This window comes from Streptomyces paromomycinus, from assembly GCF_003865155.1.
GTDB classification, from domain to species: Bacteria; Actinomycetota; Actinomycetes; order Streptomycetales; family Streptomycetaceae; genus Streptomyces; species Streptomyces chrestomyceticus.
Window position 1 is genome coordinate 9,142,522 of the sequence record NZ_BHZD01000001.1, and the last position, 16,227, is coordinate 9,158,748.

Here is a 16,227-nt window from a genome sequence, read left to right on the forward strand (position 1 = left end):
GGCGCGGGCCGTCGCCCCTGCGGTCGGCCCCTACGGCCGGCCCCGTCTCACCGTCCCCGGTGCCCCGCCTTGCCGAACCAGTCGAGGCAGAGCACCAGCGCGTCGTCCATCGACTCGGCGTCGCGGTGTTCGGCCAGGTCGCGCAGGACGGCCCGGGGGACGCCGGCCGCGGGGAGCAGGCTGGTGGCGTGGATCGCGCGGGCGAGGGCGTGCTCGCCGTACTCCTCGCCGGGCGGTGAGACCGCCGCGTACACGCCGTCGCTGACGAAGAGGAGCCGGTCGCCGGGGAGCACCTCGAACTCCTGTGCCACGTACTGCGTCTCTTCGAACATGCCGAGCGGCAGTTGCGGTTCGAGGGGGACGCGGTCGATGGTCCGGCCCCGGCGCCGCCACAGCTGCGGCGAACCGGCGTCCACGACCTCCACCCGGCCGGTCGCGAGCCGGAAGCGGAGCAGCAGCGTCGAGACGTAGGCGGAGCCGCGGTACTGCGCGTAGAGGGCCTGGTCGGCGAGGGCCGCCTGGTCCGCGATGCCGATGCCCGCGCGGCGGGCGTTGCGCAGCGCGTTCACCGCGAGGTGGGAGAGCAGGGACGCCTCGATGCCGGTGCCCATGCCGTTGGTGACGGCGAGCGTCAGCTCGTCCGCGTCGGCGGCCCAGTCGTAGTTGTCGCCGTGGATCGCGTAGGCCGGCTCCAGCTGGGCGCCGATGGCGTACTCCTCGGCCACGCAGGCGCGTGCGGGCAGCAGCTGCCACTGCATCTCGGCGGCCAGGGTGAGCCGGGTCGTACGGCGGGCCCGCTGGTAGACGTCGGTGTCGCGCTCGGCGACGAAGATCTCGTGGCCGAGCAGGTCCGCCGCGTGCGCCAGGTCGTCGGCGACGCCGGGCAGGTTGCGGTCGGCGGGCAGCCGGACGGTCAGGATGCCGAGGCGTTCGCCGCGGACCGTCACCGGCAGGTGGTGGTCGACGGCGCCGTCCTGTCCGGCCTGCCGTTCGTGCCGTTCCTGGCTGCCGAAGGCGCGTCCCTCCGGTGTGTTGGAGATGGACAGCGCGGCCGCGGGGTCCTCGCCGAGCGAGGAGAACGGCCTGAGCACCGTACCGCCGTAGTCCGCGAGGAACAGATGCACGGCGGTGGCTCCGTAGGCCGCGGCGAGCGCTGCGCGCAGCGCGTCCACCAAGGCGTGCGGCGCCGCCGCGCGAACCGCTCTTTCGACATCACAGCTCAGGGTCACGGTCTCTCAAACATTCTTATTTCGGTGGATTTCGACATGGCCGGGCTGACGCGGGCGGCCGGAGGGTGACAGAGTGGTCGTGTGTCCCGTTTTCCCGGTCAGTCGTACCCACGCGAGCAGGTGACCGAGGCCGCCCTTGCCGCCTCCGAGTTGCTGGAGGTCTTGTGGGGCCGCGGTCAGGAGACGGCACGCTCGGCGCAGGTCTCGCCGTCCCAGTTGCGGGCTCTTCTGGTGATCGAGGAACACGAGGGTACTAACCTGCGGGCGCTCGCCGACGAACTTGGCTCGCGACCGCCCGCGGTGAGTCGTCTCTGCGACCGTCTGGAAGCCATGGGGCTGGCCGAACGATGTCAGAGCGCGACGAGCCGGCGGGAGGTGGAGCTGCGGCTGAGCCTGCGCGGGCGGGCCTTCCTGGAGGAGTACCGGGCGGCGCGTACCGGCGAGGTCGCGGCCATCGTGGCGCGGATGGATCCGGCGCAGGTCGCCGATCTGGCGTCGGGGCTGGCCGCGTTCCGCAGGGCGGCGGCCTTGCACCGTTCGGCCAAGGAGGCGAAGGACGCCAAGGACGGCCGCCCGGTCGCCGGGCGCCGCACGTTCGGTGCGGACAGCGCAGACAGCGCGGACACCGCGTGAAGTCATTCAGGCCCCGCTTCTCGATCCGAAGTCACTCCGGGCAGAGCCGTGTTGCTCAGTGACGGGGACAAGATTGTTGCCTTTCTGGAATATTGTCAAACGGCAACAATCGCTTCTATTGTTGATCATCCGATCCGGCCGGACAGCAGTCCGGATCCGGCCACCGATCCCGTAACCGCCGAGGATGACCGTGCAGTCACAGTCCAGCCCAGACCGGCCGACACAGGTCGTGGTGCGGGAGGGCCACCGTGCCGAGGACGCGGTGGTCGTCGCCGTCACCGGACCGCTCGACATCGACACCGTCGCACCACTGGAGGACGCCCTTCGCGCGACGGGTGGCGACGCGGACGGGGCCGGGCCGGCCGGAGGTGATCCGCGGCCGGTCGTCGTCGATCTGTCCCAGGTGGACTTCGCGGACTCCACGACCGTCAACGTGCTGTTGCAGCAGCACGCGGCCCTCGGCACCCGGCTGCGCCTGGCCGCCCCGTCGCCCGGGCTGCGCCGCCTCTTCGAGATGACCGGTCTCGACGGGGTGCTGCCGCTGTACGAGACGGTGCGGGAGGCGGCGGCCGCCGACGGCGTGGCCCGCCCGGGGGCGTAGCCGTACGCACCGCCGGGCGGCTGCCGGGCCCGCCCGGCTCAGCCCGCCGCGGCGGTCTCCGCGAGTTTCCGGAATTCCCCGAGGTCGTAGTTGGCGAGGGCGGAATCCAGGTTGGTCAGGGCCCCCAGATGCTCCACAAAACCTTCCGGTGAGTACTCTATTTGCAGCGTGACACGGCTGGATGTGTCACTGAGCCGGTGGAAGGTGACGACGCCCGCGTGATGGACGCCCTCCGTCGTTTTCCAGGCGATACGGTCCTGTGGTTTCACTTCTGTGAGTTCCGCCACGAAATTCTTGTCCGCGCCCGGCAGCGCGAGCTGCCAGACGAAATGCGTGTCGTCCAGACGCTCGACCGTCCGCACATGGCTCAGGAACTTCGGCCAGTGCGTGACGTCCGACCACAGCGCCCAGCTCACCGCGACGGGAGCCTCGATGTCCACACTCTCCAGCAGCGAGGACGACATGGCGAATTCCTCCTTGATCTCATGAGCGGTCAGGGGCGGACACCCGGCCGCAGGGCCGCGCACGGCCGTGTCCGCGGGTGTCCGGTTCTCCCGGCCGGTCCTGTCGTGAACCGGCCGGAGGTTGCCCTTGTACCCCGGGACGGACGGGGTACCCGGTCTGTGGGGCAGCGCTTACGAGTGGCCCGCCGGGGGCGGTGAATCACCCGAGGGGAACGTACGGTTCCCTGTGCATCGGGGTGGATTGTGTCGTTCTCCGGCGGGAAAGCTGCCTACTTGTACGCCTTACGGTCCAACGCGAAACGAGGTGAGCCCGATGAGCAGCGCCACGGCCCCGCACAGGGTTTCCGCTGCGCCTTCACTGATGGTGACGCTGGAGAACACCCCCGAGGCGGCAGCCGTCGCACGGGACGTGGCCGGCGACTTCCTGAAAGGCCTGGGCCCGCCGCCGGGCCGGGACGCCTCCGACGCCGTCGTGCTGATCGTCTCCGAGCTGGTCACCAATGCCGTCCGGCACACCCTCGCCCGCACCTGCACGCTGAGTCTGACGGCCGACCCCGGCACCGTCACGGTGGCCGTGGCCGACGCCAGCCCCCGGCCGCCGTGCGAGCGCAACCCGGACGTACGCGGCGAGGGCGGCGGCTTCGGATGGCCGATGGTCCGCCGCCTCGCCGCCTCCACCTCGGTGGAGATCTCCGCCCAGGGCAAGACGGTCAGCGCCGTCGTCGCCCGGGAGGGCCGGCGCTCAGCGTGAGCGCGGCGTCAGCCGGACGGCCAGGGCGAGCGTGTCGTCGGAGTGCAGGATGACGGTGTGCATGTCCTCGGCGATGGCGCCGGGAATCTCCCGGACCGGCCGGTCGCGGTGCCGCCGCGCGCTCTCGGCCAGCCGCTGTTCGCCCTCCCTGGGGTCCCGGCGGCTCTCGGTCAGCCCGTCGGTGTACAGGACGAGCAGGTCCCCCTCGTCCAGCTTCGCGTGCAGCAGCCGCTCACTGCCGGGGAACGGGTAGCCCACCCCGCGCCCCCGCACCTCCAGATACTCCTCCCCGCCGGCGGCCCGCACGACCAGCGCCGGCGGATGGCTGCCGTTGGCGAGCAGCAGGTCCCCGCTGGCCGGGTCGATCCGGGCCAGCAGCACCGTGGCCATCAGCTCCGGGTCGAGCGGCGCGAGGATCTCGTCCGTCCGGGCCACGACGGACTTCAGCGGGTGCCCCTCCAGCGCGAGCGTCCGCACCGCGTGCGTGACGTTCAGCGCACTGCGCGTACTGCGTACGCCGTGCCCGAGCGCGTCGACGACGGTGATGTGCACCGTCCCGTCCGGTAGCGTGAACCAGTCGTAGAAGTCCCCGCCGGTGGGCGCGTCGGTACCGGCCGGCGCGTAGTGGACGGCGAGGTCCAGCCCGTCCACCGCGATCGGCGGCGGGCGCAGCGCGTCCTCCAGCTCGCGCAGGATGTGGCCATGGGCCGAGCGCAGCTGTTCGTCGCGCTCCTCCAGCTGCACATAGAGGGCCAGTACCCCGCTGTTCGTCTCGGCCAGCTCGTGCGTCAGACGGCGCTGGTCGGCGGCGAGGGAGTCCACCCGGGCCAGCGCGACCCGCAGCTCCTCCTCCAGGAGGCGGTTCTCGGTGGCCGGATCGGTCGCCGCACCGTCCCCGTTGCCGTCCGGGGCACTCGTCGGAAGGGGGGACAGCGGAGCGGGACCGCTGCCGCGCGGCCGGCCGCTGCCGCCCGTCGTCGCGTCGCCCGGCCCGCGTCCTGCGGGAATACGGACCTCCGGTGTCCCGGCGGGGAGCGGTACGTGCCAGGTGGCCGCGTCGGGTGACACCTCGGCGGGGAGCAGCAGGGCGGTTCCGGCGGGCGGGGCGAGCACGGGGGCGGGGGTGCGCAGGGTGACGGCGAGGAAACCGGACCCGGCTGCGGCGGCGGAGCCGGCCGGGGCGTTCGCGGCCGGTGGGACGGCGGCCGTCCCGGCGGCGCCCGAGGGGTCCGCGGCACTCCGGGCAGCGGCGGGCGCGGTGTCCCCGTCGCCCGAGCGGGCCTGCGGGACCCCGGCGGCGGCCTCGGGGCCGTCCTGCTGTCCGGTCTCGGCCCCGGTGCCGCCTCCGGCCCCGGAGCCGGCCTCGTTCCCGGTCACGGGACCGTGTCCGTCCCGGGACGCCCCGTCACCGGAGGCGCGGCGACGGGAAGCGCCGCAGCGGGAACCGTCCCCCGGCCCCTCGGCGTCCTGGGAACCGGCGGCGCTCCCCGGCGACGGCGCCCCGCCGGGACCGCGGGAGCCCGAGTCCTGGGAACCGCCCGAGGAGGAACGATCCATCGCACACGTACGGGACGACTCCAGCGTGACCCCGTACCCGGCCTGTATCACCGTGTCCGCCAGCGCGCTCACGGACAGGACGAGGCGCGCCCGGGTCTCGACGGGCAGGGCGTTGGCCGCGCCCAGCCGGCGTACGGCGTGGCGCAGCGGCGGCAGCGCATGGAAGGTGTGGCGTCTCACGAGAGTCTCTGGTGGAGGTTGGCGGTGAATACGGTCGCGTCGTCCCGGCTGCGGCGGTGCCCGTGCACGAGGGCCGTGGCCAGCAGCGGCGCGGGCAGCCGGAGGACGAAGGGGTCCGGGCTGTACGCCCAGCGGTGGTCGATGCCGTCGGTGTGCAGCAGGGCGGTCAGCCGCGGCTCCCACGGGATCTCGCGGACCAGCGGCTGCGGCATCTCCAGCCCCGCGACGCCGGGCTGCCCGGTGTGGCGGTTGCGGATGTCCTGCTGCGAGAGCGTCAGGCACCGTACGTTGCCGACGCCGCAGTACTGGGCGCGCCCGGCGTGCAGCCGCAGCAGCCCGACGGCCGCGCCCCGGCTGCGCCGCAGCGCGCGGTGGACGGTGGTCATCAGGCCGGGCAGCGGCTGGTCCGGCGCCCTGGCGAAGGTGCGCAGCGCGAGCTGCGCCGCCTCGGCCGCCTCCGGGCCGTGCCCGAGGCCGTCGACCACGATCGCGGTCAGCCCCTGCTCGGTCTCGGCGACCGTGCACGCGTCGCCGCTGACCTCCTCGCGCTCGGCGGGCAGGCAGACGGCGCCGACCGCCCGGCGGCCGGCGTCCGCGTCCTCGGGCGGCGTCAGCCGGGCACAGGCCACGGTGCCGCCGGGCTCGTGGGTACGGACGGTGAAACTGGTCGCTATGCGGTTGACGCCGCCTATGCCGGCGCCGAGCGTCTCGGTCGTCGTGTACCCGTCGGCCAGACAGCGCTGGAACTCCCGCATGCCCGGCCCCCGGTCGGCGGCGAGGATCTCCACGCCGTTGCCCAGCGGCAGCGCCTGGATGTACAGCGCCCCGTCCACCGCGTGCTTGGCGAGGTTGCTGCCCAACTCGGACGCGATCACCGCGGCCTGGTCGGGCAGCGCCCCCTGGAGTCCGCAGCGCTGCGCCACCGACCGTGCGGCCTGGGCGGCCAGGTGCACGGCGCTGTAGTGATCGACCGGGATGTACGCGGTCGGGTGTACAGCAGGGGAGAGGGTCAACGGTCGGCCCACCGCGTCGCGGTCACGGTCGTACCGCCACCCTCCCGGGTACGGATCTCGAACTCGTCCATCAGGCGCTGCGCGCCGCCCAGCCCGTGCCCGAGACCCGCGCCGGTGGTGTAGCCGTCGGTGAGCGCCGCGTCGATGTCGGCGATCCCGGGTCCGGTGTCGTCGACGGTCAGCCGCAGACCCACCGCGCCGGGCCGGGTCGGGTACTCGATCCGTATCGTGCCGCCACCTCCGTGGATGTAGGCGTTGCGGGCCAGCTCGCTGGCGGCGGTGACCACCCGCGTCTGGTCGACGATGCTGAAGCCCACCGTGAGGGTGGCGTCGCGCACCGCGTGCCGGATCGCGAGCAGGTCCTGTTCGCTGCGCACGTGCAGCACCGTGGGCTCGGCCGGAAGACCGGCCTGCCCGGCACTGTCACCGGTCAGCGTCGTGGTACCGGCGGCGCCGGTACGGGCGAATTCACCGGGTCCCGTCATGCAGAACCTCTCCTGAGGGACGGGGACTCTGATGCCAGCCCAGGGCCGCCATGCCGTGTTCCGTGTTCAGGGCGGTCTCCACGCCGGTCAGCCGCAGTCCCAGTTCGGCCAGGGTCATGGCCACCGGGGGACGCATACCCGCGACGATCACCCGGGCACCCAGCAGCCGCGCCATGGTGGTGAGTTCCATCAGCGTCCGCGCCACGAACGAGTCGATGATCTCCAGCCGGGAGATGTCGATGAGCACACCGCGGGCCCGGTCGGCCGTGATACGGGTGGTCAGCTCCTCGGTGAAGGCGACCACCGTGGCGTCGTCCAGCTCGTTGAGCAGCCCGGTGACCAGGACGTCGCCCAGTCTGAGGATGGGCACGCCGGCCGAGGGCCGCGCGTTCACCGGTTCTCCCGCACGCCCGCGGCCGTATGGGCGGACGCCTCGTCGGTGAGCTTGACGGCGGCGGCCAGCGCGTCGGCGAGGGTGGTGCGGGTCAGGATGGTCGACAGGTCGATGCCGAGCTGCGCGATGGTCTGCGCGATGGACGGCCGGATGCCGCTGATCACACAGTCCGCGCCCATCAGCCGTACCGCGTTGACGGTCTGCATCAGGTGCTGGGCGACCGCGGTGTCCACGGTCGGCACACCGGTGATGTCGATGATGGCGACCAGCGCCTCGTGCTCCTGGATGGCCTCCAGGAGGTTCTCCATCACCACCTGGGTGCGGGTCGTGTCGAGCGTGCCGATCAGCGGTACGGCCAGGACCTGGCGCCACAGCCGGACGACCGGCGTGGACACCTCCAGGAGCTGGCGGCTCTGCCGTCGGATGATCTCTTCGCGGCCTTCCACGTACGTCTCGAAGGAGAGCGCGCCGGCGCTGTCCAGCAGCCGGTTTATCAGGACGGCGGTGGTGAACAGCTCCTCGGTGTCCCGGGTCTGCCGCTGCACCGCCTCCAGGAGCGCTTCCTTGAGGGAGAGGACGGCCAGCGAGGTGACGGTCGGCATGGCGCCGTTGCGGGCCCTGCGCATGGAGAGATCGATCACGGCCTGGCGCAGCGGCCGGTCGGTGGCCACCACCCGGTTGGCCGGGATGTCGCTCTCCAGACTCTGCAGGAGGGCGCCCAGCAAGGCGTCCGCTTCCTCCCGCAGTTCGCTCTCGCTGACGATGTCGCGCATCTCTTCCTGCGCCAGCTGCAGCTGTACCCAGCGGTCGGAGACGGTGTCGGACTCTGCGCGCAGCGCGCCGATGACACGCTCGCGTGCCGCGGCCTCGGTGAAACTCAACCCATGGTCCTTTCTCGGTGGTTGGCGGGAGCACAAGCGCGCATCGTGTGCTGCCCGTGCGGTGCGTATTCAACCGCACGCGATCTTCGATTGCCGTCCGGCAAATGTTACCGAGGGCGGGCCGGGGCCTGAAGGCCGGACCACCGCTCCCGCACCCCCTGCCCCGCCCCGGCGGGTCGTCCGCCGCCCTCATGAGCAACTGTTTCCCATCGGCAAGGGTTGAACACCTAAGACTAGGGCAGGTGCACCTGACCGTACGTACTGTGAAGGGTGAAGACGTGACCATGCTTGCCGTGCAGGACAGTGCAGCGCAGCCGACGCGGGTGCAGCCGGCGGGTGTGCCGCCGCAGGCGCCCGAGCTGCCCCGCGTCACGGACGCGACCAAGGTCGCGCCCCGGGACGCCCGGGCCCTGTCGAAGCTCTTCCTCACCCGGCTGGCCGAGCTGGAGGAGGGGACGGCCGAGTACCAGTACGCGCGCAACACCCTCATCGAGATGAATCTCTCACTGGTGCGCTTCGCCGCCGCCCGCTTCCGCGGCCGCCAGGACCTCGGGCACGCGGAGGACATCATCCAGGTCGGGACCATCGGCCTGATCAAGGCGATCGACCGGTTCGACCTCTCGCGCGAGGTCGAGTTCTCCACCTTCGCCGTTCCGTACATCGTGGGTGAGATCAAGCGCTTCTTCCGTGACTCCACCTGGGCCGTGCACGTCCCCCGCCGGGTCCAGGAACTGCGGGTCGAGCTGTCCAGGGCGGGCGAGAAACTCGCCGCCGACCTGGGCCGCGAACCCACCGCCGCCGAACTGGCCGCCCACCTGAAGATCGGTGAGGACGAGGTCGTCGACGCGATCGCCGCCAGCAACGGCTACACGGCGGGCTCGCTGGACGGCACCGGCGACGGCTCCGGCGCGGCCGGTGAGAGCCGCGCCATCGCCGACGTCATGGGCGACGACGACCCGGCGATGGAGCTGGTCGAGAACCTGAACGCGCTCGCCCCGCTCCTGCACGAGTTGGACGACCGGCGGCGCCGCATCATCGAGATGCGCTTCGTCCAGGAGATGACGCAGGCTCAGATCGGCGCCGAGCTGGGCATCTCGCAGATGCACGTCTCGCGGCTGCTCTCCCGGACCCTGGACCAGCTGCGGAAGGGGATGCTGGACCAGTAGTAGCCGTACGCCGGCGGGCCGGTGGCGCCGCCCGGCGTCCTGCGTCCGGAGCGCGGTACCGGCAGGTGGGTCGCGCCGCAATGGGGGTGAAAAGCCTCATTGTGAACGGTGTACCCACTTCGTCCGCACCGAACCGGTGTTTTCGTCCCGGTGCGCTTCGGACAGCTGTCCGCCCCCTCACCGACGGACGCGTCCGACGCCCTGCCCCCGTGTCCCGCGCGACCGGTAGACGACGTACGGGCGGAACAGATGGCCGACGGGCGCGGTGAAGGCGTGCACGAGGCGGCTGAACGGCCACAGCGCGAACAGCGCCATGCCCAGCAGGGCGTGGAGCTGGTAGACCAGCGGCGCGTGCGCCATGACCGGCACGTCGGGGCTGAAGGTGAACAGTGACCGGAACCATACGGAGACGCCCTGCCGGTAGTCGTACGGATGGTCGCTCGTGGTCGTGGCGGTGGCGGCCAGCCCGGCGACCAGGGTCGCGACGAGCAGCGGGTGCACCACGCGGTCGGTGCGCAGACTGGCGGCCCGCACCGCGGGGACGCGGAGCCGCCGGTAGATCAGCACGGCCAGGCCGGCCGTCGTGACCAGCCCGGCCACGCCGCCGACCGCGAGGGCGTTGGCGTGGTAGAGCCACTCGTGGACGTGGACGCGCTCGGTGAACGTCTCGGGGACGAGCAGGCCGGTGACGTGGCCCGCGACGACGAACAGCAGCCCGTAGTGGAACAGCGGCGAGCCGATGCGCAGCAGCGTGCTCTCGTGCAGCTGGCTGGAGCGGCTGGTGAAGCCGAAACGGTCGTAGCGGTAGCGCCAGGCGGTGCCCGCGACGAGCAGGGTCGTGACGACGTAGGGCAGCACGCCCCACAGCGCGGTGTGCAAGGGGTTCACCGGCGGGCTCCTCGGGGTTCGGAGCCGGGGAACGGATCCAGGCCCACGGTCTCCACGGGTGGGGGCCCGGTACGGGCCAGGCGGCGGGCGGCGGCCCGGTCGGCGGGTCGCGGCCCGGGCAGCGTGCGGCAGACGGCGTCGAGGACGTGGCCGTAAGGGCTGCGGTGGTCCTCCAGAGCGAGCCGCAGCAGCTCCAGTGCGGCCCGGTGCTCGTGCAGCAGGGCGCGGCCGGCCGCCGGGACGCGGGCGGCGAACTCCAGCATCAGGGGAAGGTGGTCGGGCAGTTCGTCCGGAGCCGGCTGCCAGCCCTCGGCGCGGTAGCGCGCCTTGATCCGGGCGAGGGTGGCGCCGCGCCGCCGGGTGTCGCCGTCGGTGTAGTACGTCAGGTGCAGGGTCCGGCGGGGACTGCGGTCGAAGGCGGCGACGTACTGCGCGGCGAGGGCCAGCGTGGGCACGTCCTGGACGCGGGCGCAGAACCGCAGCAGGAGGGCGGCCGGTCCGCCCGTCTCCGGCCGCAGGGCGGCGCGGACGCTCTGGTGCCGGGCGGGCCAGTCGGACCCGGGGTAGGACAGGAGCAGGGACGCGGCCTGGTGGACCAGTGGGACGTTCACGACTCTCCTCGCCGGCGGGGAAAGAGACCGGCAGGGCGTCCGCGGCCGTTCCAGTTAAGGAGGTTCACCCGGTCCCGCAGCGAGGTGCCCGCGTGTTCCGCCCGGGGCGGCGTGGCGGGCGGGGCGTGGAAGCCTTCCGGGTCGTACATGCCCGGCGCCCCCGCGCCCTCCAGGCTGCACCCGGAGTCCGCGGCGTCGGGACCGGTGACGGCGTAGCTGGTGGGGATCACGTAGCGCTCCTCGTACTTGGCCACGGCCAGCAGCCGGTACATGGCCTCCAGCGACGCGGCGGTCAGGCCCGCCGAGGCGGCGATCGCCGGGTCCTGCTCCTCGCCGAGGTTGGCGCGCCGCATGTGCGCCCGCATCGCGGCCAGCCGGCACAGGGCCGCCTCCACCGGCGCCGTGTCGCCGGCCGTGAACAGGTGGGCCAGGTACTCCTGCGGAATCCGCAGCGCGTCGATGGCGGCGAACAGTTTGGCCGGATCCTCACCGTCGTGCCCGGTGGCGGTCAGCGACTCCACCACCGGGGACAGCGGCGGCACGTACCAGACCATGGGCATGGTGCGGTACTCCGGGTGCAGCGGCAACGCCACCCGATAGGTGCTGATCAGCGCGTACACCGGCGAGTTGCGGGCCGCGGTGACCCAGTCGTGCGGGATGCCGGAGGCTTCGGCGGCGCGGGCGACCTCGGGGTCGGACGGGTCGAGGAAGCAGGAGAGCTGGGCCTCGTACAGGTCCCGTTCGTCGGGGGTGGCGGCGGCCTCGCCGACCCGGTCGGCGTCGTAGAGGACCACGCCGAGGTAGCGCAGCCGCCCCACACACGTCTCGGAGCACACCGTGGGCTCGCCCGCCTCCAGCCGCGGGTAGCACAGGGTGCACTTCTCGGCCTTGCCGGTGCGGTGGTTGAAGTAGACCTTCTTGTACGGGCAGCCGGTCACACACATCCGCCAGCCCCGGCAGCGGTCCTGGTCCACCAGGACGATGCCGTCCTCGATGCGCTTGTAGAGGGCGCCGGACGGGCACACGGCCACGCACGACGGGTTGAGGCAGTGCTCGCAGATCCGGGGCAGGTAGAACATGAACGCCTGCTCGTACTCCAGGCGCACCCGCTCGCTCATCTTCTTCAGCACGGGGTCGCCGGCGAGGTGCTCCGGCCCGCCCCCGAGGTCGTCGTCCCAGTTGGGGCCGCCGGTGACGGCGGTGGGCCGCCCGTCGGTCAGGGAGCGGGGCGGCGCGGTGGGCACGTCGTCGCCGAGCGGCGCGTCGGTCAGGATGCCGTAGTCGTAGGTCCACGGCTGGTAGTAGGCGTCCAGCGTGGGCAGCCGGGGGTTGGCGAACAGCCGGGCCAGGCGGCGGGCCCGGCCGCCGCTGCGCGGCACCAGCCGGCCGTGCTTGCGCTGCCAGCCGCCCTGCCAGACGTCCTGGTCCTCGTAGGTGCGCGGATAGCCCTGGCCGGGCCGGGTCTCGACGTTGTTGAACCAGACGTACTCGGTGCCGGAACGGTTCGTCCAGGTCTGTTTGCAGGTGACCGAGCAGGTGTGGCAGCCGATGCACTTGTCGAGGTTCATGACCATCGCGATCTGCGCCATGACGCGCATCAGTAGCTGACCTCCTGGGAGCGGCGGCGGATGGTGGTGACCGCGTCGCGCTGGTTGCCGGTGGGACCGTAGTAATTGGGGGCGAAGGCCAGTTGGGCGTGGCCGCCGATGAGGTGGGTGGGCTTGATCAGCAGCCGGGTCAGCGCGTTGTGGACACCGCCGCGCCGCCCGGTGGTCTGCGACAGCGGCACGTTCACCAGGCGCTCCTGCACGTGGTACATGAACACCGTGCCGGGCGGCATCCGGTGCGAGACGACCGCGCGGGCGACGACCACGCCGTTGGCGTTGACCGCCTCGATCCAGTCGTTGTCCGCCACCCCGACGGCCTCGGCGTCCGCCACGCTCATCCAGATCACCGGGCCGCCGCGCGCCAGGGTCTGCATGAGCAGGTTCTCCTGGTACTCGGAGTGGATGGACCACTTGGAGTGCGGCGTCACGTAGCGCACCGTCACCGACCGCTCGGCGGACGCGCCGGCGCGCGGCTGTTCGCCGAGCGCGGCCAGGTCCAGCGGCGGCCGGTAGACGGGCAGTTGTTCGCCGAACTCGGCGATCCACTCGTGGTCGAGGTAGAAGTGCTGACGGCCGGTGAGGGTGTGCCAGGGCTTGCGGTGCTCGGTGTTGACCGTGAACGGCGCGTACCGGCGCTCCGGGCCCTCCTTGCCCGACCACTCGAAGCTCGCCGACACCTGCACCGGACGGGCCTGGGTGTCGGCGAAGACGACGCGCCGCTCGGCGACCGAGGCGGCCAGCTCCTCCAGGCCGCGGCCGGTGCCGCAGCGCCCGGCCAGCGCGCGGAAGCCCTCGGCGGCCAGCCGGCCGTTGGTGGTGCCGGACAGGGCGAGGATCGCCTCGCACAGCTTCACGTCGGTGTCGAGCAGCGGCCGGCCGCGCGCCGTGCCGTCGGCCGCCGTACCGCAGCGCTTGGCGAGCCAGTCCGTCTCCGGACCGGCCTGCACGGTGACGCCCTTGACGGTCATGCCCTGTTCCCGCGGCAGCGGGCCGAGGGCCGCCAACTGGTCGGCCAGCGCGGTGTAGTCCCGCTCCACGAGCGTGTAGCGCGGTGCCGTCGGCCCCGGGGGCGGCGCCTCACCGGCCGCCGTGTCGTGCTGGAGCGCCGTGGCCACCAGGTCGCAGGCCGTGTCCAGGTGCCCGGCGGCCAGCCGGCTCACCTCCCGGGCGAGGCCGTGGAAGATCTCGAAGTCGGTACGGGCCTGCCAGGGCGGGCTGATCGCGGGCGAGAAGGCGTGCACGTACGGGTGCATGTCCGTGCTCGACAGGTCGTGCTTCTCGTACCAGGTCGCGGCCGGCAGCACCAGATCGGCGAACAGGGTCGTGGACGTCATACGGAAGTCCAGCGCCAGCAGCAGGTCGAGCTTGCCGCGCGGTGCCTCCTCGCGCCAGGTGACATCCCTGGGGCGGACCTCCGGCGGCACCTCCTGCGCGCTCGCGTCGTCGTCGGCGCCCAGCAGATGGCCCAGGAAGTACTCGTTGCCCTTCGCCGAGGAACCGATCAGGTTGGCCCGCCACACCGTCAGCACGCGCGGCCAGTTGGCCGGTGCGTCCGGGGCCTCGCAGGCGAAGGAGAGCCGGCCGGCGTCCAGTTCGTCCGCGACCCACCGGCCGGGATCGGCGCCGGACTCGCGGACCCGCCGCCCGAGGTCCAGCGGATTGGCGTCGAAGGTGGGGTACGACGGCATCCACCCCCGGCGGGCCGAGCGGGCCACCAGGTCGGCGGTGTGCTGCCCGGCGAACAGACCCCGGCCGGCCGGGGACGTGAGCGCGTCGGCCGGGGCCCGGTCGTGCCGCCACTGGCCCGTGTGCAGATACCAGTACGGCGTGCCGGCCATCTGCCGGGACGGGCGCACCCAGTCGGCGGCCGTGGACAGCTGCTGCCAGCCCGCGTAGGGGCGCACCTTCTCCTGGCCGACGTAGTGGGCCCAGCCGCCGCCGTTGACGCCCTGGCACCCCGTGAGCAGCAGCAGGGACAGGAACGACCGGTAGATGGTGTCCGAGTGGAACCAGTGGTTGGTGCCCGCGCCCATCACGATCATGCAGCGGCCCCGGGTCTGCTCCGCCGTACGCGCGAACTCCCGCGCCGCCCGCACGGCGGCCCGCGCCGGCACCGACGTGAGGGTCTCCTGCCACGCCGGAGTGCACGGCACGTCCGCGTCCTCGTACGAAGCGGGCCACTGCCCGTCCAGACCGGGGCGCCCCACTCCGTACTGCGCCAGCAGCAGATCGAAGACCGTGGTCACCAGCCGCCCGCCGACCCGCAGGGCCGGAACCTCCCGTTCCAGTGTGCCCCGCTCCTGGTCGAAGCGCGGCAGCAGCACCCGCGCCACGGTCGCGTCCGGCCGCCCGTACAGACTCAGCTGCGGATCGACCTCGCCCAGGTCCAGGTTCCAGCGCCCTTCGCCGCCCGCGCGCCAGCGGTCGCCCAGCGTTCCGGCCGGTACCACGGGGCCGCCGGTGGCCGCGTCGACGAGGACGGGCATCCAGCGCCGGGCCTCCGCACCGGCGTCCGTGGCCAGTCCCGCGTCCTGGGCCGTCAGGAACGGGCCCGGAACCACCCGGACGGCGCCGTCCGCCGCTCCGTCCGAACCGGACTCGTCCGTCTCACCTGCCGCACCCGCTTCTCCCGTCGCTCCTTCCGTACCCGCCCCGCCCGTCCCGTGTTCCTCCAGTGCGACGAGGAACGGCAGGTCCGTGAACCGCTTCACATAGTCGGTGAAGTACGGCACCTGCCGGTCCACGAAACACTCGCGCAGGATCACCTGGCCCATCGCCATCGCCAGCGCCCCGTCCGTGCCCGGATGCGGATGCAGCCACTCGTCGGCGAACTTCGTCGCGTCCGCGTAGTCGGGGGAGACCACCACGACCTTCTGGCCGCGGTAGCGGGCCTCGGCCATCCAGTGGGCGTCCGGCGTGCGGGTCACCGGCACGTTGGAACCCCACAGCATCAGGTACGCCGCGTCCCACCAGTCGCCCGACTCCGGAACGTCGGTCTGGTCGCCGAAGACCTGCGGCGAGGCGATCGGCAGGTCCGCGTACCAGTCGTAGAACGAGAGCATCGGCGCGCCGATCAGCGCCATGAACCGGGCGCCGACCGCGTGCGAGGCCATCGACATCGCCGGGATCGGGGAGAACCCCGCGATCCGGTCGGGCCCGTGCTCCCGCAAGGTGTGCACATGGGCGGCGGCCGCGATCTCCAGCGCCTCGTCCCAGCCGATCCGCACCAGGCCGCCCTTGCCGCGCGCCCGCTGGTAGCGCCGACGCCGCTCCGGGTCGCCGGTGATCTCCGCCCAGGCCGCCACCGGGTCGCCGAGCCGGTCCCGCGCCTCCCGGTACATCTCCACCAGCACGCCGCGCGCGTACGGGTGACGCACCCGGGTGGGGGAGTACGTGTACCAGGAGAAGGACGCGCCGCGCGGGCAGCCCCGGGGCTCGTACTCCGGCCGGTCCGGACCCGTCGTCGGATAGTCCGTCGCCTGCGTCTCCCAGGTGATGAGCCCGTCCTTCACGTACACCTGCCAGGAACAGGAGCCCGTGCAATTCACCCCGTGGGTGGAACGCACCACCTTGTCGTGGGCCCACCGTTCCCGGTAAGGCGCGTCATTCACGCCCTGATCCGTACGGAAAACCGCCCGCCCGTCCTCCGAAACCGGCGCCCGGCTCAGCAGCCGGCCGGCCGCCATGAGCCGTTCGGCCGCGTCCGCCGCAGCACGTTCCGCCTTTGCCCTGCCACGCCACATACGAAGGCTCCTCCTGGGGCCGTG

General features: G+C 72.6%; 15 protein-coding genes. 4 read left to right on the plus strand and 11 right to left on the minus strand.

What is annotated here, in order from left to right:
* Positions 1–47: 47 nt before the first annotated feature.
* Positions 48–1,229 carry a PP2C family protein-serine/threonine phosphatase gene (locus OEIGOIKO_RS38845; protein ID WP_031000247.1) on the minus strand — a complete coding sequence of 394 codons (1,182 nt, stop codon included), beginning with the start codon at positions 1,227–1,229 and terminating at the stop codon, positions 48–50.
* Positions 1,230–1,310: 81 nt separating this feature from the next.
* On the opposite strand from OEIGOIKO_RS38845, the gene OEIGOIKO_RS38850 reads away from it, so the two are divergent.
* Both OEIGOIKO_RS38850 and OEIGOIKO_RS38855 read left to right on the plus strand, forming a co-directional pair.
* Positions 1,311–1,862: a MarR family winged helix-turn-helix transcriptional regulator gene (locus tag OEIGOIKO_RS38850; RefSeq protein ID WP_246177851.1), complete on the plus strand. Its 552-nt coding sequence runs from the start codon at positions 1,311–1,313 to the stop codon at positions 1,860–1,862.
* Between the two features lie 262 nt (positions 1,863–2,124).
* Complete coding sequence (locus OEIGOIKO_RS38855) at positions 2,125–2,463, plus strand: STAS domain-containing protein (protein WP_125059532.1); 339 nt, start codon at positions 2,125–2,127, stop codon at positions 2,461–2,463.
* Between the two features lie 38 nt (positions 2,464–2,501).
* On the opposite strand, the gene OEIGOIKO_RS38860 is transcribed toward OEIGOIKO_RS38855, so the two are convergent.
* The gene (locus OEIGOIKO_RS38860; RefSeq protein WP_125057986.1) at positions 2,502–2,927 is read right to left on the minus strand and encodes an SRPBCC family protein; all 426 of its coding nucleotides are present in this window, start codon (positions 2,925–2,927) and stop codon (positions 2,502–2,504) included.
* A gap of 313 nt (positions 2,928–3,240) precedes the next feature.
* On the opposite strand from OEIGOIKO_RS38860, the gene OEIGOIKO_RS38865 reads away from it, so the two are divergent.
* Complete coding sequence (locus OEIGOIKO_RS38865) at positions 3,241–3,678, plus strand: ATP-binding protein (RefSeq protein WP_125057987.1); 438 nt, start codon at positions 3,241–3,243, stop codon at positions 3,676–3,678.
* Here the strand turns inward: OEIGOIKO_RS38865 and OEIGOIKO_RS38870 are convergent.
* The 5 genes from OEIGOIKO_RS38870 to OEIGOIKO_RS38895 form a co-directional block, all read right to left on the minus strand.
* Positions 3,670–4,809, minus strand: a complete 1,140-nt coding sequence (locus OEIGOIKO_RS38870) for a PP2C family protein-serine/threonine phosphatase (RefSeq protein ID WP_413790157.1) — start codon at positions 4,807–4,809, stop codon at positions 3,670–3,672. The genes OEIGOIKO_RS38865 and OEIGOIKO_RS38870 overlap by 9 nt on opposite strands.
* Positions 4,810–5,411: 602 nt before the next feature.
* Positions 5,412–6,440 carry a SpoIIE family protein phosphatase gene (locus OEIGOIKO_RS38880; protein ID WP_125057988.1) on the minus strand — a complete coding sequence of 343 codons (1,029 nt, stop codon included), beginning with the start codon at positions 6,438–6,440 and terminating at the stop codon, positions 5,412–5,414.
* Positions 6,425–6,913, minus strand: a complete 489-nt coding sequence (locus tag OEIGOIKO_RS38885; protein ID WP_125057989.1) for an ATP-binding protein — start codon at positions 6,911–6,913, stop codon at positions 6,425–6,427. The genes OEIGOIKO_RS38880 and OEIGOIKO_RS38885 overlap by 16 nt, the downstream gene beginning before the upstream one ends.
* A complete protein-coding gene (locus OEIGOIKO_RS38890; protein ID WP_031000262.1) occupies positions 6,897–7,307 on the minus strand; it encodes an STAS domain-containing protein in 411 nt (136 codons plus the stop codon). Before OEIGOIKO_RS38890 ends, OEIGOIKO_RS38885 begins: the two co-directional genes overlap by 17 nt.
* Positions 7,304–8,188 (minus strand): STAS domain-containing protein, encoded by an 885-nt coding sequence (locus OEIGOIKO_RS38895; protein ID WP_125057990.1) that lies wholly within the window; start codon positions 8,186–8,188, stop codon positions 7,304–7,306. The genes OEIGOIKO_RS38890 and OEIGOIKO_RS38895 overlap by 4 nt, the downstream gene beginning before the upstream one ends.
* 284 nt (positions 8,189–8,472) lie before the next feature.
* On the opposite strand from OEIGOIKO_RS38895, the gene OEIGOIKO_RS38900 reads away from it, so the two are divergent.
* Positions 8,473–9,354: an RNA polymerase sigma factor SigF gene (locus OEIGOIKO_RS38900; protein WP_125059535.1), complete on the plus strand. Its 882-nt coding sequence runs from the start codon at positions 8,473–8,475 to the stop codon at positions 9,352–9,354.
* Positions 9,355–9,531: 177 nt separating this feature from the next.
* Here the strand turns inward: OEIGOIKO_RS38900 and narI are convergent, their stop codons facing one another.
* Genes narI through OEIGOIKO_RS38920 form a run of 4 tightly spaced genes read right to left on the minus strand, consistent with a single transcriptional unit; the run spans position 9,532 to position 16,203 of the window.
* Positions 9,532–10,242 (minus strand): respiratory nitrate reductase subunit gamma, encoded by a 711-nt coding sequence (gene narI / locus OEIGOIKO_RS38905; protein ID WP_125057991.1) that lies wholly within the window; start codon positions 10,240–10,242, stop codon positions 9,532–9,534.
* Positions 10,239–10,853, minus strand: a complete 615-nt coding sequence (narJ, locus tag OEIGOIKO_RS38910; protein ID WP_125057992.1) for a nitrate reductase molybdenum cofactor assembly chaperone — start codon at positions 10,851–10,853, stop codon at positions 10,239–10,241. The genes narI and narJ overlap by 4 nt, the downstream gene beginning before the upstream one ends.
* Positions 10,850–12,451 (minus strand): nitrate reductase subunit beta, encoded by a 1,602-nt coding sequence (narH, locus tag OEIGOIKO_RS38915; protein WP_170251976.1) that lies wholly within the window; start codon positions 12,449–12,451, stop codon positions 10,850–10,852. The genes narJ and narH overlap by 4 nt, the downstream gene beginning before the upstream one ends.
* Positions 12,451–16,203: a nitrate reductase subunit alpha gene (locus OEIGOIKO_RS38920; protein WP_125057993.1), complete on the minus strand. Its 3,753-nt coding sequence runs from the start codon at positions 16,201–16,203 to the stop codon at positions 12,451–12,453. Before OEIGOIKO_RS38920 ends, narH begins: the two co-directional genes overlap by 1 nt.
* Positions 16,204–16,227: the final 24 nt, after the last annotated feature.

Coding starts and splice junctions, on each gene's coding strand:
- narH (WP_170251976.1), bottom strand. CDS start 12,451: ATGCGCGTCATGGCGCAGATCGCGATGGTCATGAACCTCGACAAGTGC.
- OEIGOIKO_RS38900 (WP_125059535.1), top strand. CDS start 8,473: ATGCTTGCCGTGCAGGACAGTGCAGCGCAGCCGACGCGGGTGCAGCCG.
- OEIGOIKO_RS38920 (WP_125057993.1), bottom strand. CDS start 16,203: ATGTGGCGTGGCAGGGCAAAGGCGGAACGTGCTGCGGCGGACGCGGCC.
- OEIGOIKO_RS38885 (WP_125057989.1), bottom strand. CDS start 6,913: ATGACGGGACCCGGTGAATTCGCCCGTACCGGCGCCGCCGGTACCACG.
- OEIGOIKO_RS38860 (WP_125057986.1), bottom strand. CDS start 2,927: ATGTCGTCCTCGCTGCTGGAGAGTGTGGACATCGAGGCTCCCGTCGCG.
- OEIGOIKO_RS38865 (WP_125057987.1), top strand. CDS start 3,241: ATGAGCAGCGCCACGGCCCCGCACAGGGTTTCCGCTGCGCCTTCACTG.